Annotated in this window: 21 protein-coding genes; 14 read left to right on the forward strand and 7 right to left on the reverse strand. The window is 72.8% G+C overall.

What is annotated here, in order from left to right; all coding sequences use genetic code 11:
• Positions 1-183 precede the first annotated feature (183 nt).
• The 4 genes from ABID81_RS14325 (at position 184) to ABID81_RS14340 (ending at position 5417) form a co-directional block, all read left to right on the forward strand.
• Positions 184-1272, forward strand: coding sequence for a carbohydrate ABC transporter permease (locus ABID81_RS14325; RefSeq protein WP_354595458.1), 1089 nt, complete (start codon positions 184-186; stop codon positions 1270-1272).
• Positions 1269-2195, forward strand: coding sequence for a carbohydrate ABC transporter permease (locus tag ABID81_RS14330; protein WP_354595459.1), 927 nt, complete (start codon positions 1269-1271; stop codon positions 2193-2195). Before ABID81_RS14325 ends, ABID81_RS14330 begins: the two co-directional genes overlap by 4 nt.
• Before the next feature lie 64 nt (positions 2196-2259).
• Positions 2260-4215 carry a glycogen debranching N-terminal domain-containing protein gene (locus tag ABID81_RS14335; protein ID WP_354595460.1) on the forward strand — a complete coding sequence of 652 codons (1956 nt, stop codon included), beginning with the start codon at positions 2260-2262 and terminating at the stop codon, positions 4213-4215.
• A 263-nt stretch (positions 4216-4478) separates the two neighbouring features.
• The gene (locus tag ABID81_RS14340) at positions 4479-5417 is read left to right on the forward strand and encodes a type IV toxin-antitoxin system AbiEi family antitoxin domain-containing protein (protein WP_354595461.1); all 939 of its coding nucleotides are present in this window, start codon (positions 4479-4481) and stop codon (positions 5415-5417) included.
• 133 nt (positions 5418-5550) lie between these two features.
• Here the strand turns inward: ABID81_RS14340 and ABID81_RS14345 are convergent, their stop codons facing one another.
• Entirely contained in the window at positions 5551-6693 is a 1143-nt protein-coding gene (locus ABID81_RS14345) for an NAD(P)-binding domain-containing protein (RefSeq protein ID WP_354595462.1), read from the reverse strand.
• Positions 6694-6833: 140 nt separating this feature from the next.
• Here ABID81_RS14345 and ABID81_RS14350 point away from each other — a divergent pair, with 140 nt between their 5' ends.
• Together ABID81_RS14350 and ABID81_RS14355 are read left to right on the forward strand one after the other, a co-directional pair.
• Positions 6834-7031, forward strand: coding sequence for a DUF3073 domain-containing protein (locus ABID81_RS14350; protein WP_056227242.1), 198 nt, complete (start codon positions 6834-6836; stop codon positions 7029-7031).
• Positions 7032-7044: 13 nt separating this feature from the next.
• Positions 7045-7431 (forward strand): VOC family protein, encoded by a 387-nt coding sequence (locus tag ABID81_RS14355; RefSeq protein WP_354595463.1) that lies wholly within the window; start codon positions 7045-7047, stop codon positions 7429-7431.
• Positions 7432-7565: 134 nt separating this feature from the next.
• Here ABID81_RS14355 and ABID81_RS14360 read toward each other — a convergent pair whose 3' ends face one another.
• Both ABID81_RS14360 and purM read right to left on the reverse strand, forming a co-directional pair.
• Positions 7566-7787, reverse strand: a complete 222-nt coding sequence (locus tag ABID81_RS14360; RefSeq protein WP_354595464.1) for a hypothetical protein — start codon at positions 7785-7787, stop codon at positions 7566-7568.
• A 179-nt stretch (positions 7788-7966) separates the two neighbouring features.
• On the reverse strand, positions 7967-9091 hold the full coding sequence (gene purM / locus ABID81_RS14365) for a phosphoribosylformylglycinamidine cyclo-ligase (RefSeq protein ID WP_354595465.1): 1125 nt from the start codon (positions 9089-9091) through the stop codon (positions 7967-7969).
• 71 nt (positions 9092-9162) lie between these two features.
• Here purM and purF point away from each other — a divergent pair, with 71 nt between their 5' ends.
• The 3 genes from purF (at position 9163) to ABID81_RS14380 (ending at position 13066) form a co-directional block, all read left to right on the forward strand.
• A complete protein-coding gene (gene purF / locus ABID81_RS14370) occupies positions 9163-10623 on the forward strand; it encodes an amidophosphoribosyltransferase (protein WP_354595466.1) in 1461 nt (486 codons plus the stop codon).
• Between the two features lie 86 nt (positions 10624-10709).
• Positions 10710-11510 carry an ABC transporter ATP-binding protein gene (locus ABID81_RS14375; protein ID WP_354595467.1) on the forward strand — a complete coding sequence of 267 codons (801 nt, stop codon included), beginning with the start codon at positions 10710-10712 and terminating at the stop codon, positions 11508-11510.
• Positions 11492-13066, forward strand: a complete 1575-nt coding sequence (locus ABID81_RS14380; RefSeq protein ID WP_354595468.1) for a transporter — start codon at positions 11492-11494, stop codon at positions 13064-13066. The genes ABID81_RS14375 and ABID81_RS14380 overlap by 19 nt, the downstream gene beginning before the upstream one ends.
• 161 nt (positions 13067-13227) lie before the next feature.
• Here the strand turns inward: ABID81_RS14380 and ABID81_RS14385 are convergent, their stop codons facing one another.
• Both ABID81_RS14385 and ABID81_RS14390 read right to left on the reverse strand, forming a co-directional pair.
• A complete protein-coding gene (locus ABID81_RS14385; RefSeq protein ID WP_354595469.1) occupies positions 13228-13656 on the reverse strand; it encodes a hypothetical protein in 429 nt (142 codons plus the stop codon).
• A gap of 198 nt (positions 13657-13854) precedes the next feature.
• Entirely contained in the window at positions 13855-14235 is a 381-nt protein-coding gene (locus ABID81_RS14390; RefSeq protein ID WP_354595470.1) for a sterol carrier family protein, read from the reverse strand.
• Positions 14236-14398: 163 nt separating this feature from the next.
• On the opposite strand from ABID81_RS14390, the gene purD reads away from it, so the two are divergent.
• The 4 genes from purD (at position 14399) to ABID81_RS14410 (ending at position 18574) form a co-directional block, all read left to right on the forward strand.
• Entirely contained in the window at positions 14399-15667 is a 1269-nt protein-coding gene (gene purD, locus ABID81_RS14395; RefSeq protein ID WP_354595471.1) for a phosphoribosylamine--glycine ligase, read from the forward strand.
• Positions 15664-16665 carry a phosphoribosylaminoimidazolesuccinocarboxamide synthase gene (locus ABID81_RS14400; protein ID WP_354595472.1) on the forward strand — a complete coding sequence of 334 codons (1002 nt, stop codon included), beginning with the start codon at positions 15664-15666 and terminating at the stop codon, positions 16663-16665. Before purD ends, ABID81_RS14400 begins: the two co-directional genes overlap by 4 nt.
• Before the next feature lie 330 nt (positions 16666-16995).
• Positions 16996-17841 (forward strand): VOC family protein, encoded by an 846-nt coding sequence (locus tag ABID81_RS14405; protein WP_354595481.1) that lies wholly within the window; start codon positions 16996-16998, stop codon positions 17839-17841.
• A gap of 157 nt (positions 17842-17998) precedes the next feature.
• A complete protein-coding gene (locus tag ABID81_RS14410) occupies positions 17999-18574 on the forward strand; it encodes a GNAT family N-acetyltransferase (protein WP_354595473.1) in 576 nt (191 codons plus the stop codon).
• 149 nt (positions 18575-18723) lie between these two features.
• Here ABID81_RS14410 and ABID81_RS14415 read toward each other — a convergent pair whose 3' ends face one another.
• Entirely contained in the window at positions 18724-20226 is a 1503-nt protein-coding gene (locus ABID81_RS14415) for a catalase (protein WP_354595474.1), read from the reverse strand.
• Positions 20227-20276: 50 nt separating this feature from the next.
• Complete coding sequence (locus ABID81_RS14420) at positions 20277-20792, reverse strand: Fur family transcriptional regulator (protein WP_354595475.1); 516 nt, start codon at positions 20790-20792, stop codon at positions 20277-20279.
• A gap of 131 nt (positions 20793-20923) precedes the next feature.
• On the opposite strand from ABID81_RS14420, the gene ABID81_RS14425 reads away from it, so the two are divergent.
• Entirely contained in the window at positions 20924-22270 is a 1347-nt protein-coding gene (locus ABID81_RS14425; RefSeq protein ID WP_354595476.1) for an acyltransferase family protein, read from the forward strand.
• The last annotated feature ends 58 nt before the right edge of the window (positions 22271-22328 follow it).

Consider the following 22328-nt stretch of genomic DNA (forward strand, 5'->3'; position numbering starts at 1 on the left):
GCGGTGCCCAGGACTCCCTCCCCGGCGACGGCACGCGCGGGGCCGCGACGCGTCCTCCCCAGGGTGGTCGCGCCTCCGCCCCTCCCCCGTCCGACTCCCGCCTCCCCGCGCGAGCGCCCGCCTCCGCGACCAGCGAGGAGGCGCGACCCACCGACCCGAGACAGCGCACGAAAGGCAGTCCCCATGACCGCGATCTCGACCAAGGCCCCCCGCCGGCGACGTGCCGCCTCGCGGGGCGAGGGCCTCTCGGGCTGGCTGTTCGTCTCGCCCGTGCTGATCGTCCTCGGCCTCTTCCTGGCCGTGCCCGTGCTGATGGCCCTCTGGGTCAGCGTCTCGGACTGGACCGGCCGGGGCTCACCCTTCGCGGCGGGCGTGGGCTTCGTCGGGGCGCAGAACTACCGAGAACTGCTGGGCGGCGGTGGCCTGGCCGAGCGCGACTTCGGCCTGAGCCTCCGCAACAACGCCTGGTACGTGCTCCTCGTCGTGCCGATCCAGACCGCGGTGTCGCTTCTGCTCGCCGTGCTGGTGAACCGGCAGGTGCTGCGCGGCCGGGGGTTCTTCCGCACCGCGTTCTACTTCCCGTCGGTCACCAGCTCGGTCGCGATCACCGTCCTGTGGCTGTTCCTGTTCTCGCAGAGCGGGGCCGTGAACAAGCTGCTCTCGTTCGTCGGCATCACCGGGCCCGCGTGGTTCAACGACGCCAGCGGCGTGCTGCACAACCTCCTCGCCGTGGTCGGCGTCACGCAGCCCCCGGCCCTGCTGGCCGACCACACCGCCCTCGGCGTCAGCTGGTGGGACTGGCTGGCCGGGCCGTCGGTCGCGATGTCCGCGTTCATCCTGATGGCCGTCTTCACCACCAGCGGCACGTTCATGCTGCTCTTCCTGGCGGCCTTGCAGAACCTCGGCGGCGACGTGCAAGAGGCCGCGATGATGGACGGCGCGAACGGCTGGCAGCGCTTCTGGCGCATCACGCTGCCGCAACTGCGACCGACGCTCTTCACGGTGCTCACCCTCGGCCTGATCGGCACCTGGCAGGTCTTCGACCAGATCTACACCGGCACCCAGGGCGGCCCGCAGAAGACCACGCTGACCCCCGCCTACCTCTCGTACACCTCGGCGTTCGGCGATCAAGAGTGGGGTCGCGGCGCGGCCATCGCCTTCGTGTTGTTCGTCATCATCGTCGCGTTGACGATCCTGCAGCGCATCGTGCTGCGCGAACGGGCGGTGTCGAAGAGACGCACCCGCCTCTACACGACGGGAGTCGAGCGATGACCACCACCGCACCGATCGCCGACCGGGTGAACCCCTCCTTGCCGGTCGCGCCTCCCCCGGCCTCGCCGCGCCCCGTCGGCGGAGAACCCCGCGGCACGCGACGCATCGCGGGCACCTCGGTGCTCTACGCCGTGCTGATCGTCATCGCGGCGGTCTACGTCCTGCCGTTCCTGATCAACGTGGCGACGTCGTTCAAGACCGACCCCGAGGCGGCCTCCGACCCGCTGGCGCTGATCCCGATCACGCCGACGGTCGCCGCCTACCGGCAGTTGTTCCTGAACAGCGACTTCCCGACCTGGTTCCAGAACTCGGCGATCGTGACCATCGTGGTGACGCTCGGACGGGTCTTCTTCAACTCGCTGGCCGGCTACGCCCTGGCGCGGCTGCAGTTCCGGGGGCGCAACGTCATCTTCGTGCTGCTGATCGGCGTGATGGCGGTGCCGACGGTCGTGCTGCTCATCCCGAAGTTCCTGGTCATCAACCAGCTCGGCATGTACGACTCGTACTCGGGCATGATCGTGCCGCTGCTGACCGACGCCGCCGGAGTCTTCATCATGAAGAACTTCTTCGAGTCGATCCCCCGCAGCGTCGAGGAGCAGGCCCGCATCGACGGCGCCGGCACCTTCCGGGTGTTCTGGTCGATCGTCCTGCCGATGGCCCGGCCCGCACTCGTGACGATCATCATCCTGTCGTTCCAGGGCTCGTGGAACGAGCTCTCGCACTTCATCGTGTCGACGCAGTCGCCCGAGCTGACCACCCTGACCAAGGGCGTCGCGAGCCTCGCCTCCGGGCAGCTGAGCCAGGGGTCGCAGTACCCGATCAAGCTCGCGGCCGCCGCGGTGATGACCATCCCGGTCGCGATCGTCTTCTTCGTCTTCCAGCGCCGCATCATGAACGCCAGCGCCGGGGCCGTCAAAGAGTGACCCGCACCGCGACCCCCCACCCCGTCGCCCCCTCGCCCGCCACCCGGAGCCCCAGGAGCCCCCGATGACCCAGACCTCCCCCCTCGACTCCGACCACGCCGGCCGATCGGCCCCGACCCCCGGCCTCCAGCCCTTCCTCGCCGCCGAGACGGTCGTCCTGCGGGCCCCCGCCCAGGCCTGGTCGGCCGCCGACGGCTCGATGGGGGCGGCGACCATCCACGGCGTCTACCTCGGCGACGTGCGCCTCGTCGCCGGGCACGGCATCACGGTCGACGGCCTCGTGCCCGAGCACGTGGCCACCGTGCCCCTGGGCGCCTCGGCCGTCCGGTTCGAGTCCCTGCTGCGCGGCCTCGACGACGCCGGAGCCGACCCCGACGTGCGCCTGAGCTCGCTCCGCGACGTCACGACGACGGGCGTGCACGAGCGCCACACGGTCACCTCCCGGCTCGACCGCGAGCTCACGGTCACCGTCGCCGCCACCCTCCGCCCCGACGCCTCACCCATGGACCACGTCAAGGCCGGCCTCGTGGGCGACCCCGTGGGCGACGTGACGCTCGCCCCTGACGGCACCCGCGCCTCCTGGCGGGCCGAGGGCGTGCTGGTCGACCTCGAGACCCGAGGAGGCGCGGTGCGGCAGGCCCCCGCCGGCCTCGTCGTCGAATGGGTCGCCGTCGTGCCCGCCCGGGGCTCGGTGACGGTCGGCCTCGACCTCGTCGCCACCGCGCCCGACGCCGTCGTCCGGGGCGTGCGCACGCCGCTGCACTGGGCCGACCTCGACCCGGCGCCGCGCGACGACCGTCTCGCCCGCTGGGTCGACCGGGCCCGCGACGACCTGGCGGCGCTCCGCCTGACCACGACGACGGCGCCCGACGACGTCTTCTACGCCGCCGGTGCGCCCTGGTTCTTCACGCTCTTCGGCCGCGACTCGCTCTGGGCCGCCCGCTTCACCCTGCCCCTCGACCTCACGGTCGCGGCCGGCACGCTGCGGGTGCTGGCGGGCCTGCAGGGCACGCGGCACGTGCCCGAGACGGCCGAGCAGCCGGGCAAGATCATGCACGAGCTGCGTCAACAGACCCTGACGATCCCGGGTGAGGACGTCAGCCTGCCGCCGCTCTACTACGGCACCGTCGACGCGACGGCGCTCTGGGTCTGCCTGCTGCACGACGCGTGGCGCTGGGGGCTGCTGGCCACCGAGGTCGAGGCGCTGCTGCCGCACCTCGAGGCGGCCCTGGCCTGGATGCGCGACTCGGGCGACAGCGACGGCGACCTGCTGCTCGAGTACGTGGACGAGACCGGGCACGGCCTGGCGAACCAGGGCTGGAAGGACTCGGGCGACAGCGTCCAGTGGCGTGACGGCACGCTCGCCGAGGGGCCGATCGCGCTCTGCGAGGTGCAGGCCTACGCGTACGAGGCGGCGGTGCACGGGGCCGACCTGCTCGACGCCTTCGGCCGAGAGGGCGGCGACGGGTGGCGCGACTGGGCGGGGCGCCTGCGTGACCGGTTCCGCGCCTCCTTCTGGGTCGACGACGCCGCGGGCGCCTACCCGGCGATCGCGCTCGACGCGGCCAAGCGGCCGGTCGACACGGTCACGAGCAACCTCGGGCACCTGCTCGGCACCGGACTCCTCGACCCCGACGAGGAGGCGCTGGTCGCCCGCCGCCTCGTCTCGCCCGAGCTGCTCAGCGGCTTCGGCCTCCGCACCATGTCTACCGACAGCGCCGGCTACTGGCCCCTGAGCTACCACGGGGGCAGCGTCTGGACCCACGACACGGCCATCGCGGTCCAGGGTCTCGCCCGTGCGGGGTTCCCGGCCGAGGCGGCCCTGCTCGCCGACGGGCTGCTGTCCGCGGCGCCGGCCTTCGACCACCGCATGCCCGAGCTGCACTCGGGTGACTCGTCCCGCGAGGTGCCGTCGCCCGTGCCGTACCCCGCCTCGTGCCGCCCCCAGGCCTGGTCCGCCGCGGCCGCCGTCGCCGTCTGGTCCGCCACGCACGACGTCCGCCCGCCCCGCCGCCCCTGAACCGCCCGGCCGATGCCGGCCGACCCCGCGCTCCGGCGCTCAACCCCTGCCTAGGCAAATCGCCCACCGCCGAACCACAGGGTCACACGCCCACACCTCCCACCCACCCCCTGTTCCGGCCCCCAACCCCTGCCTAGGCAAATCGCCCACCGCCGGACGAGGGGGCGGCCAGCGGTCCTCCCCACGAGCGCGATGTTCGCCGTTCTCCCCAGCCCGACGTCACTCACACGGACCCCGTGTCGCGGAGCGCCAGCATCGACCACATGAACCGCCCACCTCAGCTCGTCGACGAACTGCTCACCTCGTCCGCCCTCGTCCGCTCCGGCCTGGACGACCGGCACCTCAGGCACGCGGCGGGTCGCGGCCTCCTCACCCGGGTGTCGAGAGGGGTCTACCTCGACACCACACGATGGGTCGAGCTCGAACCCGAGGGCCAGCACGCCCTCCGGGTCCACGTGCTCCTGCGGCGGTCGTCTCCGCGGCTCGTCGCGTCGCACTCCTCAGCGGCCGTCGTGTGGGGTCTTCCCCTGTTGCACAGGCCTCCTCCTGAGGTGCACGTCATCGATCCAGGCCGTCGGACGAACTCCCGCAGCAGCACGATGGTGCGGCACGCCCTCCCGCTGCACGACGACGAGCGCGTCGCGCTCGACGGTCTGACCGTCACCTCGTCGGCCCGGACCGCCGTCGACCTCGCCCTCGCCCACGGGCTGCACGCCGGGTTGATGGCCTACGACCACGGCCTGCGCGAGGGCCTCTTCAGCCGTGAAGATCTGGCGGGGTGTCTCGCTCGTCGTCGTCGTTCTCCGAGACGGAAGACCGCCGAGCTGTGTCTGCAGCTGGCCGACGAAGGTTCGATGACGCCGATCGAATCGGCGAGCGCAGCCACGTTGCACCTGCTGGGCCTTCCCCGGCCCGTCCGCCAGGAGCCGTTCTCCGACGAGCGGGGAAAGATCGGCGAGGTCGATTTCTGGTTCCCGCAGTTCGGCGGGGTCGGAGAGGCCGATGGTGACGTGAAGTACACGAAGCCGGAGATGCGAGGTGGGCGAGACCCCGCGCAGGTGGCACTCGACGAGAAGAACCGTGAAGACCGCATCCGGGCCGTTCCTCGCGTGCGGCACTTCGGTCGATGGGGCTACGCGACGGCGTCGTCCCCTCCGAAGCTCAGGGCGCGACTCCGTGCGGTCGGGTTCCCGCTCCCGTGATCATGCGTCTCGCGGACGGACTCGCCGGCGCGCTCTCCGTCGCGCTCACCAGCGGCACGTCACCGCGCACTCACCACCGGCACGTGACGTCGCACCCACCGACAGCAGGCCGCGCCGCACGCACCGGCCGCACTCACCGGCGGCGTGCCGCGTCGCTCTCCGACAACCGCGCGACGACCTGCCGGGCGATGGCGCGCCCCGCCCGGTTCGCACCGATGGTGGACGCCTGCGGGCCGTATCCGGCGAAGAACAGCCGCGGATCGAGGGTCGAGGCCCCACCCTCGACGCGGACCCCACCGTCGGCCGACCGCAACCCGAGCGGTGCGAGGTGCCGCAGCTCGGGCCGGAACCCCGTCGCCCACACGATGGCGTCCGCGTGGACGAACGCGCCGTCTCCCCACCGCACGCCGTCCGGCTCGATCGACGAGAACATCGGCCGTTCGACCAGCAGGCCGCGCTCGACGCCCGAGGCGAACCGCCGGGTGCGGGGCACGCCGGTGCCGCTCACGATGCTCGGCAGCGCCTGGCCCGCTCGGGCGGCGCGGTCCTGCGCCGCCACCGCCGCGACGGCCGACTCGACGTCGAGCTCGCCCTGGTCGAGCCAGTCGACGGGTCGACGCGTCACCCACGTGGTCGAAGCCGCCACGCCCTCGAGCTCGAGGACGAAGCCGATGGCGCTCGTGCCCCCGCCGACGACGACCACGTCGAGCCCGGCGAGTTCGGACGCCGCCCGGTAGTCCGACGTGTGCAGCTGCCGGCCCGCGAACGTGTCGCGCCCCGGGTACCACGGCACGAACGGCGCCCCCCACGTCCCGGTCGCGTTCACCACGACCTCGGCCCGCACCGCACCCGAGTCCCCCGCCTGCTCCGCCCCCGAGGAGGCGCGCCTCGCCCACCGCACCGAGAACCCGCCGCCCAGCCCGGTCACCCCGGTCACCTCGACCGGGCGCCGCACGTCGAGCCCGAGTGCCGCCTCGTAGCGGGCGTACTGCTCGGCGACGACGTCACGTGCCGGTGCCGACCGGTCCGCCGAGTCGAAGCCCAGCCCGAGCCCGGCCATGCCGGGCAGGTCGTGGACGCGGTGGGCGGCACCCAACCGCAGGCTCTCCCAGCGGTGCTGCCAGGCGCCTCCCGTACCGGGCCCCCGGTCGAGCACGACGAGGTCGGGGCCGACCTCGAGACCGAGGCGCCGCAGGTACCACGAGACGGACAGCCCGGCCTGCCCCGCGCCGATCACGACGACCCGCGTCCGCTCGTCGCCGCCACCAGAAGTCATCCCGACCATCATGCCCGCCCCGGGCGGCGGCCGGGGCTAGGGGTACATGATAAGATCGGTCCAGTTTTGCAACAGTCACCTGTCGGCAGTTCCCGGTTCGTCCGACACCGTTTCCGGGCCGAGTTCAGAGGGGGTCACGCATGGGGCGCGGCCGTCAAAAAGCCAAGCACACCAAGGTCGCCAGAGAGCTGAAGTACTTCAGCCCTGACACCAACTACGGTGCACTCGAAAAAGAGTTGGCGACGAAGAACGACTCCGGCGACGAATACGTCGACAAGTGGGCCGACGATTTCGACGACGAATACGACACCGAGCACGACCAGAACAAGAGTGCCTGAGGCCTGACCGCTGATGCCTCCTTCGTCCTCGTCGCTCGTGTGGGAGCAGGTCGTCGTCGATGCGAGCGAGCCCGCGCGGCTCGCCCGCTGGTGGGCCGACGCGCTCGGCTGGGTCGTCGTCTCGACCGGTGACGACGAACCCGAGATCCGTCCGACGCCCGACACGCTGCCGGGTCTGTTGTTCGTCCACGTCCCCGAGGCGAAGACGGTCAAGAACCGTCTGCACCTCGACTTCCGGCCTGCCCCGGTCGACGGCCAGGCCCGCGAGGCCACGCAGGCGGTCGAGGTCGAACGCCTCGAGTCGCTCGGTGCGGTCCGCGCGCAGGTCGGCCAAGACGACGCCGACGTCTCGTGGGTCGTGCTCGCCGACCCCGAGGGCAACGAGTTCTGCGTCCTCTGACCCCAGACGCACGGCGCCCGTCGCGATGCGCGGCAGGCACGACGACGGCCCCTCGATCTCGAGGGGCCGTCGTCGCGTCCACCGGCCTCACCGGCGGGATCGCCGGTCGAGAGGCGCCCGTCAGGAGGCGCGGGTCAGCGTCCGACGAGCGTCGCGACCGCGGGCAGCAGCCCCACGACCAGCAGCAGGATCATGCCGCCGGCGGTGAGGGCGGCGACCTTGCGGCCGCCGGTGACGGGTGACGCGTCCGAACGGAGCGGAGCCGGCTCGGCGGGCACGCGGCTGACCCGGGCGCTCCGGGGGGCGGCGACGGCCGTGCGGGAGACGGGCGAGAGGGGGATGCGGGTGGTGGTCATGGGTCGACTCCTTCGTCGTCCGATCTGACGTCGTCGTCAGCGCGCCCGGCACGGGCGTCCGCCCATCGTACGTCCGCGGGCGCGCGAACGCCATCCAGCTCGTTCGACCGAGGCACCGTCCGGCGCGCACGCTCGCCCCTCGGCAGCCGACCACCCCGGGGCGCCGACGCGACCCGTCGTCAGCCGGCGTAGTCCCCGACGAGTCGCACCGCGCCTCCGTCGACTCCCTTGGCGCCCTGCTCGAACCCGGCCAGGTCGCGCCCACCGGTCGAGACCGTGCCGACGGGCCAGGTCGCGATGCCGTCCGCCTCGAGGGCCGAGGCGACGGCGGCGGCCTGCGACGCCGCGACGACGGCGATCATGCCGATGCCGAGGTTCCAGGTGCCCTCGCTCGACTCGAGGGTCGAGCCGGCCAGGTCGCTCAGCACGCGGAACACGGGCAGCGGCGACCAGGTCGACCGGTCGACCTCGGTCCACGAACCGCGGGGCAGCACGCGGGCCAGGTTGGCCGCGATGCCGCCACCGGTGACGTGGCTGAGCGAGTGCACCGCACCGTCGAGCGCGGGATCGTCGAGGACCCGCAGCAGCGGCGACGTGTAGAGCCGGGTCGGTTCGAGCAGCGCCTCGCCGACGGTGCCCGAGAACTCGGGCAGGGCGTCGTCGTAGCCGAGGTCGCGCGAGGCCAGGATGTGCCGCACGAGCGAGAAGCCGTTCGAGTGCAGGCCCGACGAGGCCAGGGCGAGCACGACGTCGCCGTCGCCCACGAGGTGCGGGCCGAGCTGGCGCCCCGACTCGACCGCGCCCACCGCGGCGCCCGCCACGTCGTAGTCGTCGGGGCCGAGCAGGCCGGGGTGCTCGGCCGTCTCGCCGCCGACCAGGGCCGTGCCGGTCTCGCTGCAGGCGCGGGCGATGCCCTCGACGATCGAGGCGATGCGCGTCGGCACCACGCGGCCGCAGGCGATGTAGTCGGTCATGATCAGCGGCCGGGCGCCGACCACGACGATGTCGTCGACGACCATGCCCACGAGGTCCTGCCCGATCGTGTCGTGCTTGTCGAGCGCCTGGGCGATGGCCACCTTGGTGCCCACGCCGTCGGTCGAGGTGGCGAGCAGCGGACGGTCGAAGTCCTTGAGGAACGACACGTCGAACAGCCCGGCGAACCCGCCGAAGCCCCCGACGACGCCGGGGCCGTGCGTGGCGGCGACGGCGGCCTTCATCAGCTCGACCGCGCGGTCGCCGGCGGCCGTGTCGACCCCTGCCGCGGCGTAGGAGGCGCTGGTCGAGTGGGCTGGGGAGGTCGCCATTCGTTCATCCGTTCGGTGTCGCTCTAGACTGTCGCGGTAACCCCAACTCTACGGTCTGGAGCCAGATCCGCATGTGCGGCATCGTCGGTCTCGTCGCGCACGAGCCAGCAAATCAACTCGTCTACGACTCGCTCCTCCTGTTGCAGCACAGGGGGCAGGACAGCACCGGGATCGCCACCGCCGAAGGTGGCATCTTCCACGTGCACAAGACCAAGGGGCAGGTCCGCGAGGGGTTCCGCACCCGCGACATGCGCGCCCTGCTCGGCACCATGGGCCTCGGCCACGTGCGCTACGCCACCAAGGGCGCGGCCAGCAACGAGCAAGAGGCGCAGCCGTTCTACGTGAACGCCCCCTACGGCATCGTGCTCATCCACAACGGCAACCTGACGAACACGCGAGAGCTCACCAGCGAGCTCTTCCACGTCGACCGGCGACACCTGAACACCAACAGCGACACCGAGCTGCTGGTCAACGTCCTCGCGCACGAGCTGCAAGAGCAGGTCAACGGCAGCGAGCTCGACCCCGAGCAGATCTTCGCGGCGGTCAGCCGGGTGCACGACCGCGTCCAGGGGTCGTACGCCGCGATCGCGATGATCGCCGGTCACGGCCTGCTCGCGTTCCGCGACCCGTTCGGCATCCGCCCGCTCGTGCTCGGTCGCCGTCTCGCGGCCGACGGCGTCCGCGAAGAATGGATCACCGCCTCCGAGTCGCTCGTCCTCGAGTCGGGTGGCTACGAGATCGTCCGCGACGTCGCCCCCGGCGAGGCCGTCTTCATCTCGCTCGACGGGCAGATGGTCTCGAAGCAGTGCCACGCCAGCCCCCGCCTCATCCCCTGCTCGTTCGAGTACGTCTACCTGGCCCGCCCCGACTCGATCATGAACGGCATCTCGGTCTACGACGCGCGCCTGCGCCTCGGCAACCGGCTGGCCGACACGATCGCCGCGCACTCGCCCGTCGGCGACATCGACGTCGTCATGCCGATCCCCGACTCGTCACGGCCCGCGGCCATGCAGGTCGCGCAGAAGCTCGGCATCGAGTACCGAGAGGGCTTCTACAAGAACCGCTACGTCGGCCGCACCTTCATCATGCCGGGGCAGGCCGAGCGCAAGCGCTCCGTGCGCCAGAAGCTCAACGCCATGTCGAGCGAGTTCAAGGGCAAGAACATCCTGATCGTCGACGACTCGATCGTCCGCGGCACCACCTCGCGCGAGATCGTCGAGATGGCCCGGGCCGCCGGCGCGAACGAGGTCACCTTCACCTCGGCCGCTCCCCCGGTGCGGTTCCCGCACGTGTACGGCATCAACATGCCGTCGCGACACGAGCTCGTCGCGCACGACCGCAAGATCCCCGAGATCGCCCGCGAGCTCGGCGCCGACCACTTGATCTACCAAGAGGTGGCCGACATGCAGGCCGCCATCACCGAGGGCAGCGACGTCACCGAGCTCGAGATGAGCTGCTTCACGGGCGACTACGTCACGGGCACCGTCAGCCCCGAGTACCTCGCCTGGGTCGAGGCGAACCAGCTCAGCTAGGGCACGGCCCGGCCCACCCACGCCTCGCCCGGGCTTCCACCCGTCGGGGGAGGCGCGGCGTCGGCGGGCGTCCCTAGGCTGGGGCCATGAGCGACGTCGGCATGCCCCGCCCCGAACCGACCGCGACGCCGACCGCGTCCGCCCTGCAGATCACGGGCCTGCGCAAGGCCTTCGGCGACAAGGTAGCCGTCGACGGCATCGACCTGAGCGTGCCGTCCGGGTCGTTCTTCGGCCTCGTGGGCCCGAACGGCGCCGGCAAGACGACGACGCTCTCGATGGCCACCGGGCTGCTGCGTCCCGACGCCGGGCGCATCGAGGTGCTCGGCGTCGACGTCTGGTCCGACCCGACGCACGCCAAGTCGCTCGTCGGCGTGCTCAGCGACGGCATCTCGCTGTTCGACCGCCTCACCGGCGAGCAGCTCGTCACCTACCACGGCCTGCTCAACGGCATGAGCCGCGAGACGACGGCCCAGCGGGTCGGCGACCTGCTCGACCTGCTCGACCTCCGGTCGGCGGGCGGCACGCTCGTCGTCGACTACTCCGCGGGCATGACCAAGAAGGTCGCGCTCGCCTGCGCACTCGTCCACGCCCCGCGCCTCCTCGTCCTCGACGAGCCGTTCGAGTCGGTCGACCCGATCTCGGCCGCCAACATCCGCGACATCCTGCACGGCTACACGCAGAACGGCGGCACGGTCATCGTGTCGAGCCACTCGATGGACCTCGTCCAGCGCATGTGCGACCACGTCGCCGTCATCGCGTCCGGGCGGGTGCTGGCGGCCGGCACGACCGACGACGTGCGGGCCGGCTCGACCCTCGAAGACCGGTTCGTCGAACTGGTCGGCGGGCGTCAGCACAACGAGGGGCCGTCGTGGTTGCGCACCTCCTGAGCCTGCGCTGGCGGGTGCTGCTGAACGGCTTCAAGCGCAGCACCTGGCAGATCGTCGCCGCCGTCCTGGGCGGGCTCTACGGCCTCGGCGTGCTCGCCGCGGTCGTCGCCGGGCTCGTCGCCCTCGCCTTCGCGCCCGAACGATGGGCCTGGACGGCCGGCGTGCTCGGCGGCTCGCTCGCCGTCGTCGGCTGGGTCGTCGTGCCGTTCGTCGCCCGGGGCTACGACCAGACCCTCAGCGTCTCGAAGCTCCGCCAGTTCCCCCTGCCGGCCGACCGGCTGCTCGTGGCCCTCTTCGTCACCGGACTGCTGGGCATCCCCGGCATCGTCACGCTCGTCGCCGCCCTCGCGACGACCTTCAGCTGGGTGCAGCACCCGCTGTCCGCCGTGCTCGCGCCGTTCTGCGGGGTGCTCGGGGTCTTCGTCTGCGTGGCGGCGTCCCGCGCGGTCGAGACGGCCACCAGCGCCCTGGGTGCCAAGCGCCGCTACCGCGAGCTGATGAGCGTCGCGATCTTCGTGCCCCTGATCCTCGCCGGCCCCCTCATCGGCCTGGTCGGCCAGGGCCTCAGCTCGATCGGCGACGACCTGCCCCGGGTCGCCCACGCCCTGTCGTGGAGCCCCCTCGGTGCCGCCTGGTCCATCCCGGGCGACGTCGCGCTGGGCCGGCCGGGCGAGGCCGCCCTCAAGGCGCTGATCGCGCTGGCCACCCTCGGAGTGCTGCTGCTGCTCTGGCGGCGGGGGTTGGCGACGGCACTCGTCGCCCCGCCCGCCGTCACGGCCACCGCGGCGTCCAAGGGCCTCGGCCCCTTCGCCCGCTTCCCGGCGACCCCCACGGGCGCGGTCGCCGCCCGAGCGGCCGTCTACTGGCTCCGCGACCCGCGCTACGGGGGCTCGTTGATCGTCGTGCCCCTGATGCCCGTCCTCGCCCTCTTCCTGTCGTTCTCGCTCGAGACGACCTGGCCCCTGTTCGCCATCGGCCCGGCGGTCGCGGCCCTGCTCGCCATCACCCTGGCCGCCGACGTCTCGTACGACGGCACCGCCTTCGCCGCCCACCTGTCCACCGGGTTGGCCGGCTCGGCCGACCGGGCCGGGCGCGTGCTGACGCTGTCGTTGTTCGCCGTGCCGGCGGTCGTCCTCGCCACCCTCGTCCCCCTCGCCGTGATCGGGCGGGTCGACGCGGCCCCGGCCTTGCTCGGCGTCGGCCTCGGGCTGCTCCTGACCGGCTTCGGGGTGTCGAGCGTGGCTTCGGCCCTCTACCTCATGCCCGTCCCGGCGGCGGGCGAGAGCCCGTTCAAGTCCCCGCCCGGTGCCAGCGTCACGTCGGCGCTCGGCCTCTACGCGTCCTGGGCGATCGTCTTCGTGCTGTCGCTGCCCGAACTGGCGCTCGGGGTGGTCGCCCTGGTGCAGGGGTCGGTGCTGCTGGGGCTGGTCACCCTCGTCGTCGGGGTCGCCCTCGGGGCCGTGCTGATGCTCGTCGGCATCCGACGGGGTGGACGCCTCCTCGACACCCGTGGGCCCGAACTGCTCACACGCCTGCGTCGAGCCCGAGGGGCCTGATCGGTCGATCGCCGTCGGCGTCGCTGCCCGCCACCGACGACGAGTCGCCGTACGTCCGTCGGACTCCGTCGGTCTCGCCGCCCGTCGACGACGGGTCGCCGCACGTCCGTCAGACGCGGTCGGCGTCGCCGTCCGTCAGACGCGGTCGGCGTCGCCGTCCGTCAGACGCGGTCGGCGTCGCCGTCCGTCAGCGAGGGCCGGTCGACCGGGGCCTCGTCGACCGGGGCCTCGAGCCGCTCGCGCTCGACCTGGACGCGCTTCGCCCCGCGACTCGTGACGCGTTCGGCGACGATGGCCACGAGGCAGCCGACCGTGCCGCCGATCGTGAGGCCCCAGAGCGAGATGTACCCGTAGGTCTGGGCGACGCCCTCGCCCGAGTCGAACGGGAAGAGCGAGGTGACGACCAGCGACACGACGACCCCGAGGGCAGCGCCCATGATCAAGAAGACGGGCACCTTCGGTGCGCGGCGGACGGTGACCTCGTCGCGTTCGACGACCGACTCGACCACGGGCCCGCGGGGCTCGGACACGGGCTCGTCGGGCTCGACGCCGGGCACGGGTCGCTGCTGGTCGTCGGGTGCGTTGGTCACCCGCCCATCATCCCAGAGGCGGCCGACGGCCGCCGCCGCCCGTCTCGACGTCGAGCAGGGCCGCCGCCCCGTCCGATCCCCGCCCCGCCGACCGAGTGGGCAGGACATGCTCCCCAGGCCCTGACGGAGCGCATCTCCTGCCCGCTCGGCGCCAGGGGCGGCGGCACGCGGCTCGGCTCGGAGCCAGGGAGGCGCGGGTCAGCCCCGCTGCCAGGCGATCGGCACGTAGCCGGTCAGGTCCGCCCTGCTGCCGGAAGCCGACACGAGTGCCCCGGCCCGCGCCTCCTGCCAGCTGAGGTCGCCGGTCGCGAGTCGGACGAAGGTCGCGGCGTCGGTCTCGACCACGTTGGGCGGCGTGCCGCGGGTGTGGCTGAGCCCCTCACGGAACTGGACGGCGCCGAACGGCGGCACCCGCACCTCCACTGTGGCCCCGGGCTCACCGTCGGCGAGCACCTGGAGCAACCAGCGGACGGCCGTCGCGGTCACGGACCGGGGCGCCACCCCGCCCTCGGCGAGCACCGCCCGCACCTCGGCCACGGCGGCCGATCCCGCCGCGTCGTCGATCCGTGCCCTGGCCATGCGCCCACGCTACCCGCGCCTCCCCGCACCATGCCGCGCCTCCCGCACCGCCCCGCACCGCGCCGCGCCTCCCGCACCGCCCCGCGCCGCGCCTCCCCGCACGGCACCGCGCCTCCGCCGTCCGGGCTCGGCTCCGCGGCGGACGCTCGGTAGGCTGTGGCCCGTGCGAATCCTCGTCCTCGGTTCCGGTGCTCGCGAGCACGCCATCATCACCGCCCTGCTGCGCGAAGACGCCGGTCACGAGATCGTCGCGGCTCCCGGCAACGCGGGCATCGCCGACCAGGTCGGCATCGTGCACCTCGACCCGTCGAACGGCGCCGTGGTCACCGAGTACGCCCTCGAGAACGACGTCGAGCTGGTCGTCGTCGGCCCCGAGGCGCCGCTCGTCGCCGGTGTCGCCGACGCGCTCCGCACCCGGGGCATCCCGGTGTTCGGGCCGGGCAAGAAGGCCGCGGCGCTCGAGGGCAGCAAGACCTTCGCGAAACGGATCATGGACGAGGCCGGCGTGCCGACCGGCCGCGCCACGCGCGTCGGCACCCTCGACGAGGCCGTCGCCGTGCTCGACGACCTCGGCTCGCCCTACGTCGTCAAGGCCGACGGGCTCGCCGCCGGCAAGGGCGTGCTGGTCACCGACGACCGCGACGCGGCGATCGAGCACAGCACGTACTGGCTGCAGCACGGGCCCGTCCTGGTCGAGGAGTTCCTCGAGGGCCCCGAGGTCTCGCTCTTCTTCGTCAGCGACGGCCACACCGTGGTGCCCCTCAGCCCCGCGCAGGACTACAAGCGCCTGCTCGACGGCGACGCGGGCCCGAACACCGGCGGCATGGGCGCGTACTCGCCGTTGCCCTGGCTGGCCGACCGGTTCGGCAGCGAGAAGGACTTCGTCGACGAGGTGCTCGACACCATCGCCACCCCGACCGTGCGCCGGCTCGAGTCCGAGGGCACGCCGTTCATCGGCCTGCTCTACGCCGGCCTCATCCTCACCGAGCGGGGCGTGCGCGTCATCGAGTTCAACGCGCGCTTCGGCGACCCCGAGACGCAGGTGGTGCTGCCCCGGCTGCTCACGCCGCTCAGCGGCCTGCTGCTCGCCGCCTCGACCGGGTCGCTCGGCAACCACGAGTCGCCCCGGTTCTCGTCCGACGTGGCGGTCACGGTGGTCCTCGCGAGCGAGGGCTACCCCGAGGGCGCGGTCAGCGGTCGCACCCTGCACGGGCTCGACGACGCGACGGCCGTCGCCGGCGTCCACCTCGCCCACGCCGCGACCGCCCGCCTCGACGACCGTCTGATCGCCACGGGCGGGCGGGTGCTCAGCGTCGTGGCGCAGGGTTCCGACTTCTCCGAGGCGCGCGGACGCGTCTACGACGCCCTGCACCGCATCGAGCTCGAGGGCGGCCAGTACCGTCACGACATCGCCGAGCGGGTCGCCCGATGAGCGGCGCCGACGGGCAGACGCCCGCGGCCGCCGTCACTCCTCCCGACGACGCCCCCGCAGGAGGCGCGGGTCACCAGGCCCCGCCCGTCACCCCCGGCACCCCCCTCCCCCTCGACGGCTGGACGCCCGTCTACTCGGGCAAGGTGCGCGACCTCTACGTCCCCGCGCCCGTGGCCGGCTCGGTCGGCGACGCCGCGACCCTCGACGACACCGAGCACGTGCTCGTCGTCGCGAGCGACCGGGTCAGCGCGTTCGACCAGGTGCTCGAGCCCGGCATCCCCGGCAAGGGTGCCCTGCTCACGCAGCTCAGCCTCTGGTGGTTCGCCCAGCTGACGACCGTGCCGAACCACCTCGTCGACCCGACCACCGCCTCCGTGGCGCTGCCGGCGCAGGTCCGCGACCGGGCGATGCTCGTGAAGCCGCTCGACATGTTCCCCGTCGAGTGCGTGGTGCGCGGGTACCTCGTCGGCAGCGGCTGGAAAGAGTACGAGCAGCACGGCACGGTCTGCGGCATCCCGTTGCCGACCGGCCTGCACGACGGCGACCGCCTGCCCGAGCCGATCTACACCCCGGCCTACAAGGCACCCCTCGGCGAGCACGACGAGAACGTCTCGTTCGAGCGCACCGTCGAGCTGGTCGGGGCCGAGACGGCGGCGGCGCTGCGCGACCGCTCGCTCGAGATCTACCGGCTGGCGTCCGCCGTGGCCGAGGCCCGCGGGGTGATCCTCGCCGACACGAAGTTCGAGTTCGGCGCGGACCGCACCACGGGCGAGATCACGCTGGGCGACGAGGTGCTCACGAGCGACAGCAGCCGCTACTGGGACGCCCGGGTCGACTCCGCGGGCGACCGCACCCAGAGCTTCGACAAGCAGATCGTCCGCGACTGGCTGTCGGCCGACTGGGACGGCACCGGCGAGCCCCCCGCCCTGCCCGACGACGTCGTCGCCCGCACGGCCGCCCGGTACCGCGAACTGATCGAGCGCCTGACCGGCAGCTGACCCGGCCCCCGGCCTCGGCGGCCCCGCCCCGCACCGCCTCGCCTCGCCTCCACACCGCGTTTCGTGCAGCGCACCGTGTCTAGACCCGGTGCGCTGCACGGAACGCGGTGCGCTCTCGGTCGGGAATGCACGACGCCGCCAGCCGGTTCCGTTCGATGACACGTCACCGACCGGGTGACCATCCGACCCGAGCAGACCGAGGGCCCCATGACCGACACCTCCGCGACCGACGCGACCCGCGCCTCCTCGTCCTCCGCAGCCGACGCGTCGGCGACGCGACCGCGGGCGTCGGGTGCCCGCGCCGCCGACCTGCTCGCCGCCGACACCGGCATGGGAGCCGTCACCCTCCGCGTCGCCGACCTCGACGCGATGACCGCCTACTACCGCGACGCGGTCACCCTCACCGTGCTGGTCGCCGACCAGGCGGCGGGTCGCGTCGTCCTCGGACGCGGCGCGACCCCGATCGTCATCCTCGAGCACGCGCCCGAGCTCAAGCACGCCGGGCCACGCGAGGCCGGGCTCTTCCACACGGCGATCCTGTTCGAGACCGAGGCCGACCTGGCCGCCGCCGTCTACAGCGTCGCGACCCGCCACCCGGGCACGTTCACGGGCAGCGCCGACCACCTCGTCAGCAAGGCCTTCTACTTCACCGACCCCGAGGGCAACGGCATCGAGCTCTACTGGGACCGCCTGCGCAGCGAGTGGTCGTGGACCCACGGTCAGGTCGACATGGCGACGCTCGCCCTCGACCCCAACGCCTTCGTGCAGCAGAACGTCACCGAGGAGGCGCTGGCCGGCTCCGCATCACGTCCCGCCACGGTCGGCCACGTGCACCTGAGCGTGGGCGACGTCGAGACGGCCCACCGGTTCTACGTCGAGCAGCTGGGCTTCGAGACGACCACGCGCTTCGGCCCGCAGGCGCTGTTCGTCAGCGCGGGCGGCTACCACCACCACATGGCGATGAACACCTGGACCAGCGCCGGCGCCGGACGCCGCCAGCTCGCCCTGGGGCTCGGCCTCGTGCGCATCGAGGTGCCCACCGCCGACGACCTGGGCGCCCTCGGCGAGCGCCTCGGCCACCACGGCGTCGCCACCCGCGACGACGGGCGCGTGCTCGGGTTCGACGATCCCTGGAACAACCAGCTCGAGGTGACGGTCCGACCACAGTCGAGTTGACCCTCGGTCGCAGGCTCCCTCGGCGCTGGCGTCGCGAAGCCGCTGGCGCGTCTTCCTGAGCTCCAGCGCGCCGGGCGAACCAGCTCGAGGTGACGGTCCGACCGCAGTCGAGTCGACCCTCGGTCGCCGGCGGGGCCCCCGTCGCTACGGTGGGTCCATGTCCGACTCCGATGCCGCGCCTCCCGTCTTCTCGACCGTCCGCGAGGGCGACCTGACCCTCGACGACCACGAGGCGGTCGCCGCGATGCTCGCCCGGGCGTTCCCGAGCTACGACCACTGGTACGCCGGAGCCCGCAGCTGGGCCGGCATGCAACCCGAGCTGCGCGTCGTGGCCCGCAGGGGCGACGTGGTCGTCGCGCACGCCGGACTCCGGCGTCAGTTCGTCACCGTCGGCGACACCGACCTGCTGGTCACGGCGGTCGGCATGGTCGCCGTCTCGCCGACGCTGCAGGGCACGGGCGTCGGCGGCGAACTGCTGCGACGGGTCGACGCGGCGTTGACCTCGCTCGACAGCGCGGTCGGCCTGCTCGAGACCGGCGACGACGTCCAGGGGTTCTACCGACGCGGCGGCTGGTTGCCACTCGACGGGCTCACGGCGCACTACACGGCGTTCAGCGCCGACGGAGCCGGCGTCCTCGTCACCCAGGACCACGGCTGGCTGCTCCGCGAGGGCACGCGCGCCCTCGCCGACTGGCCCGCCGGCGAGCTGCACTGGAACGGCCAGATGGTCTGACGCCGCCACGGCGCCACGCCGCCACGGCACGCCCGAGCCCGGTCGGTCCGCCAGGCCCGCGCACGTCCGGGCGACGAGCCGGGACGCCGAGGAGGCGCGGCTCCCGTCGAACGGGAACCGCGCCTCCTCGGGTCTGACGCGGTGGCGGACTACGCCGGGACGCCGACCTCGATCGGGTCCTCGTTCGAACCGGGCGCCTCGGGCTCGACGCCCGCCCGGACCCGCTGGCCGAGCGTCGCGTCGACGTTCGTCCAGTACTGGTAGACGCGCTCGCGCAGAGCGGACTGGGTCACCTTCGAGACGTGGCCGACGATGTTCTGCACGAGGCGGTCGCGCTGGGCGTCGTCCATGACCTCGCGGACGAGCGTGCCGGCCTGGCCGAAGTCGTCGTCCTCGGGGTGCAGGGTCGCCGCCGAACGGACGAGCTCGCCGTCGGCCTCCCAGCCGCCGGTGTCACCCGCGGCCTGCGGGTCGGCCGCGGGGCCGCCCACCGAGTTGGGTGCGTAGACCGGTGCGGTGGCCTCGCTGAAGTGGTAGCGCGCGGCGCCGTCCTTCGAGTACGAGTGCACCTCGGTCTTGGGCATGTTGACCGGCAGCTGCTGGTGGTTGACGCCCACGCGGTAGCGGTGGGCGTCGGCGTAGCTGAAGATGCGGGCGAGCAGCATCTTGTCGGGGCTGGCCGCGATGCCGGGCACGAAGTTCGACGGCGCGAAGGCGGCCTGCTCGATCTGCGCGAAGTAGTTCTCGGGGTTGCGGTTCAGCGTCATCTTGCCGACCTCGATCAGCGGGTAGTCGCCGTGCGGCCACACCTTGGTCAGGTCGAACGGGTTGAAGCGGTAGCCGGCGGCGTCCTCGTACGGCATGACCTGCACCGACAGCGTCCAAGTCGGGAAGTCGCCGCGCTCGATCGCCTCGGAGAGGTCGCGGATGTGGAAGTCGGCGTCCTCACCGGCGATGCGGTCGGCGTCGTCCTGCGTGAGGATCTCGTTGCCCTGGTCGCTCTTGAAGTGGTACTTGACCCACGAGCGCTGGCCCTCGGCGTTGATCCACTGGTAGGTGTGCGAGCCGAAGCCGTCCATGGTGCGCCACGAGGCGGGCAGGCCGCGGTCGCCCATCAGCCAGGTGACCTGGTGGGCCGACTCGGGCGACAGGGTCCAGAAGTCCCACTGCATGTCGTGGTCGCGCAGGTGCGACCCGGGGAGGCGCTTCTGCGAGTGGATGAAGTCGGGGAACTTGATGCCGTCGCGGATGAAGAAGACGGGCGTGTTGTTGCCGACGAGGTCGTAGTTGCCCTCGGTCGTGTAGAACTTCAGCGAGAAACCGCGGGGGTCGCGCCAGGTGTCGGGGCTGCCCTGCTCGCCGGCGACGGTCGAGAAGCGCGCGAGCATCTCGGTCTCGACGCCGGGCTGGAAGAGCGCGGCACGCGTGTAGCGCGAGACGTCGCCGGTCGTGACGAACGAGCCGAAGGCCCCGCCGCCCTTGGCGTGGACGATGCGCTCCGGCACCTTCTCACGGTTGAAGTTCGCGAGCTTCTCGACCAGCTTGTGGTCGTGCAGCACGATGGGGCCGTCGGCGCCGACCGACTGCGAGTGCTCGTCGCTGGCGGCGGGGGCGCCGTTGTCGGTGGTGGTGATCTTCTTCGCGTCGGTCATGTGTCCTCTTTCGTTCGTGGTTCGTCGTCGTGGGAAGTGAGGGGGGCGGGTCAGGCCGTCGGACCGGTCGCGACCGGCGTCGCCGCTGCGACGGGGGACGAGGAGGCGCGGGTCGGCTCGTCGCCCTCCGCCCCGTCGGCCTCGGCCGCCCGACAGGCCGGGCACAACCCCCAGAAGGTCACCTCGGCGGTCTGCACGAGGTACCCGGAGTCGTGCGACGGGGTCAGGCACGGCGCGTGGCCGACGACGCAGTCCACGTCGGCGACCGACCCGCACACCCCGCAGACCACGTGGTGGTGGTTGTCGCCGGTGCGCAGTTCGTAGAGCGCCGCCGAGCCCGCCGGCTCGATGCGGCGGACCAGCCCCGCGCCGGTCAGGGCGTTGAGCACGCCGTACACCGCCTGCACCGACGTGCCGGGCAGGTCGAGGGCGACCCGGGCGAAGACCTGCTCGGCGGCCGCGTGCGGCGCGGGCTCGAGGGCGCGCAACACGGCGAGCCGGGGCTCGGTCACGCGCAGCCCGGCGGAGCGCAGCGCCTCGCGGGGGTCGACGGTCGGATCGGTCATGCGCCCAGTCAACCACTTTCTTGAGCAGATCAAAACAAATGAGTCGTCCTCGGAGGCTCTTCCCGGGCTTCGGGGCGCCCGACCTGTGGACAACCGCTCCCCGGTGCCCTCGGATCGCTAGCGTCGTCGACATGAGCACCACCCCCACGACGCCGTCGTCAGCCGCCCCCGCCGTCCCCCCGGGGCGCGACCTCGTCGTCGACCTCGCCCGCGTCTTCTGCGTCCTCCTGGTCGTGGCGATCCACGTGATGATGGTCGGCGTCGCCGTCGACGACTCGGGGGCCGTCGTCGCGAACCAGCCGCTGCAAGAGCAGTCGTGGTTCCCGCTCTCGACCTGGGCCGGGCAGATCATGCCGCTCTTCTTCGTCGTGGGTGGTTTCGCCAGCGCGACGGCGTGGGCGGGGGCGCGACGACGCGGGGCGGACGCGGGCGACTTCGTCCGCGGTCGACTGCTGCGGCTCGCCCGGCCGGCAGCCGCCGTGTTCGTCGTGCTCGCCCTCGCCCTCGCCGTCGCGACCGCCGTCGGCGTCGACCCCGCGTTGATCGACGTCGCGGCCACCGGCGTCGGCACGCCCTTCTGGTTCCTCGCCGCCTACGGCATCACCCAGCTGTTCGTGCCCGTGATGGCGCGGTTGCACGCGTCCCGTCCCTGGGCGACCCTGTCAGCCCTCGCCGTGGCCGCCGTCGTGGTCGACGCGGTCCGGTACGGCACCGGCGTGACCGAGGTGGGCCTGCTCAACCTCGCGTTCGTCTGGCTGTTCGTCCAGCAACTCGGCTTCGCGTACGCCGACGGGCTCTTCGGCCGGACCCCGCGGCTCGTGCTGGTGGCCGTCGCCGCCCTGGGCTACGCGTCGCTCGTGCCCCTGACGACGGCGGGCCCCTGGTCCGACGACATGCTGCGCAACCTCAACCCGCCGACCGTGCCGCTGATGGTGCTCGGGGTGGCGCAGATCTGCGTGCTCTCCCTGGTGCATCCCGTCCTGTCGCGCCTGATGTCGACCGCCCCGGCCCGCACCGTCGTCTTCGCGCTCGGCAGCCGCGGCATGACGATCTACCTCTGGCACCTCCCCCTGCTCGTCGCCCTGCTCGGGGTGCTGCTGGCCCTGGGCGGCCCGCTCCCGCAGCCCGCGACGGCCACCTGGTGGTGGACCCGCATCCCGGTCTGGGCCCTCGTCATCGGGCTCGCCTGCCTGGTGTCGGTGGCGACGGCACGGTTCGAGCTGCCCCCGCGAGCGCTCCCCGAGGGCAGGCGCCGCGCCTCCTGGTGGTCGATCGGGGTGGCGGCCGTCCTCGTCATCGGCCCGCCGTTCGACGTCATGCAACAGGGGCTCGACCTGCGCAACGCCGTCGCCGGGGCCGTCTGCCTGCCCCTGGCCATCTGGCTCCTCGGCCGGTCGCGCCCCGTCGGCGAGCTGCCGCTTGCGTCCTCCGCATCGCCTCGGGCCGTCTCGCAGAGGGGCGGTGCCACGGCGGGGTAGACGCCCGACCGACGGGGGGATCGGCCGGGCGTCCGGCGGTCTCGGGGCGGATCAGGAA

The sequence above is a fragment of the Frigoribacterium sp. PvP054 genome (assembly GCF_040547465.1).
Lineage (GTDB): Bacteria > Actinomycetota > Actinomycetes > Actinomycetales > Microbacteriaceae > Frigoribacterium.

Bases quoted from the DNA above. Each gene is read 5' to 3' on its own strand.
- ABID81_RS14375 (WP_354595467.1), top strand. From the start codon at position 10,710: ATGAGCGACGTCGGCATGCCCCGCCCCGAACCGACCGCGACGCCGACC.
- ABID81_RS14345 (WP_354595462.1), bottom strand. From the start codon at position 6,693: ATGACTTCTGGTGGCGGCGACGAGCGGACGCGGGTCGTCGTGATCGGC.
- ABID81_RS14400 (WP_354595472.1), top strand. From the start codon at position 15,664: ATGAGCGGCGCCGACGGGCAGACGCCCGCGGCCGCCGTCACTCCTCCC.
- ABID81_RS14425 (WP_354595476.1), top strand. From the start codon at position 20,924: ATGAGCACCACCCCCACGACGCCGTCGTCAGCCGCCCCCGCCGTCCCC.
- ABID81_RS14415 (WP_354595474.1), bottom strand. From the start codon at position 20,226: ATGACCGACGCGAAGAAGATCACCACCACCGACAACGGCGCCCCCGCC.
- ABID81_RS14355 (WP_354595463.1), top strand. From the start codon at position 7,045: ATGCCTCCTTCGTCCTCGTCGCTCGTGTGGGAGCAGGTCGTCGTCGAT.
- ABID81_RS14350 (WP_056227242.1), top strand. From the start codon at position 6,834: ATGGGGCGCGGCCGTCAAAAAGCCAAGCACACCAAGGTCGCCAGAGAG.
- ABID81_RS14390 (WP_354595470.1), bottom strand. From the start codon at position 14,235: ATGGCCAGGGCACGGATCGACGACGCGGCGGGATCGGCCGCCGTGGCC.
- ABID81_RS14330 (WP_354595459.1), top strand. From the start codon at position 1,269: ATGACCACCACCGCACCGATCGCCGACCGGGTGAACCCCTCCTTGCCG.
- ABID81_RS14325 (WP_354595458.1), top strand. From the start codon at position 184: ATGACCGCGATCTCGACCAAGGCCCCCCGCCGGCGACGTGCCGCCTCG.
- purF (WP_354595466.1), top strand. From the start codon at position 9,163: ATGTGCGGCATCGTCGGTCTCGTCGCGCACGAGCCAGCAAATCAACTC.
- ABID81_RS14410 (WP_354595473.1), top strand. From the start codon at position 17,999: ATGTCCGACTCCGATGCCGCGCCTCCCGTCTTCTCGACCGTCCGCGAG.
- ABID81_RS14340 (WP_354595461.1), top strand. From the start codon at position 4,479: ATGAACCGCCCACCTCAGCTCGTCGACGAACTGCTCACCTCGTCCGCC.
- ABID81_RS14405 (WP_354595481.1), top strand. From the start codon at position 16,996: ATGGGAGCCGTCACCCTCCGCGTCGCCGACCTCGACGCGATGACCGCC.
- purM (WP_354595465.1), bottom strand. From the start codon at position 9,091: ATGGCGACCTCCCCAGCCCACTCGACCAGCGCCTCCTACGCCGCGGCA.
- ABID81_RS14360 (WP_354595464.1), bottom strand. From the start codon at position 7,787: ATGACCACCACCCGCATCCCCCTCTCGCCCGTCTCCCGCACGGCCGTC.
- ABID81_RS14420 (WP_354595475.1), bottom strand. From the start codon at position 20,792: ATGACCGATCCGACCGTCGACCCCCGCGAGGCGCTGCGCTCCGCCGGG.
- ABID81_RS14335 (WP_354595460.1), top strand. From the start codon at position 2,260: ATGACCCAGACCTCCCCCCTCGACTCCGACCACGCCGGCCGATCGGCC.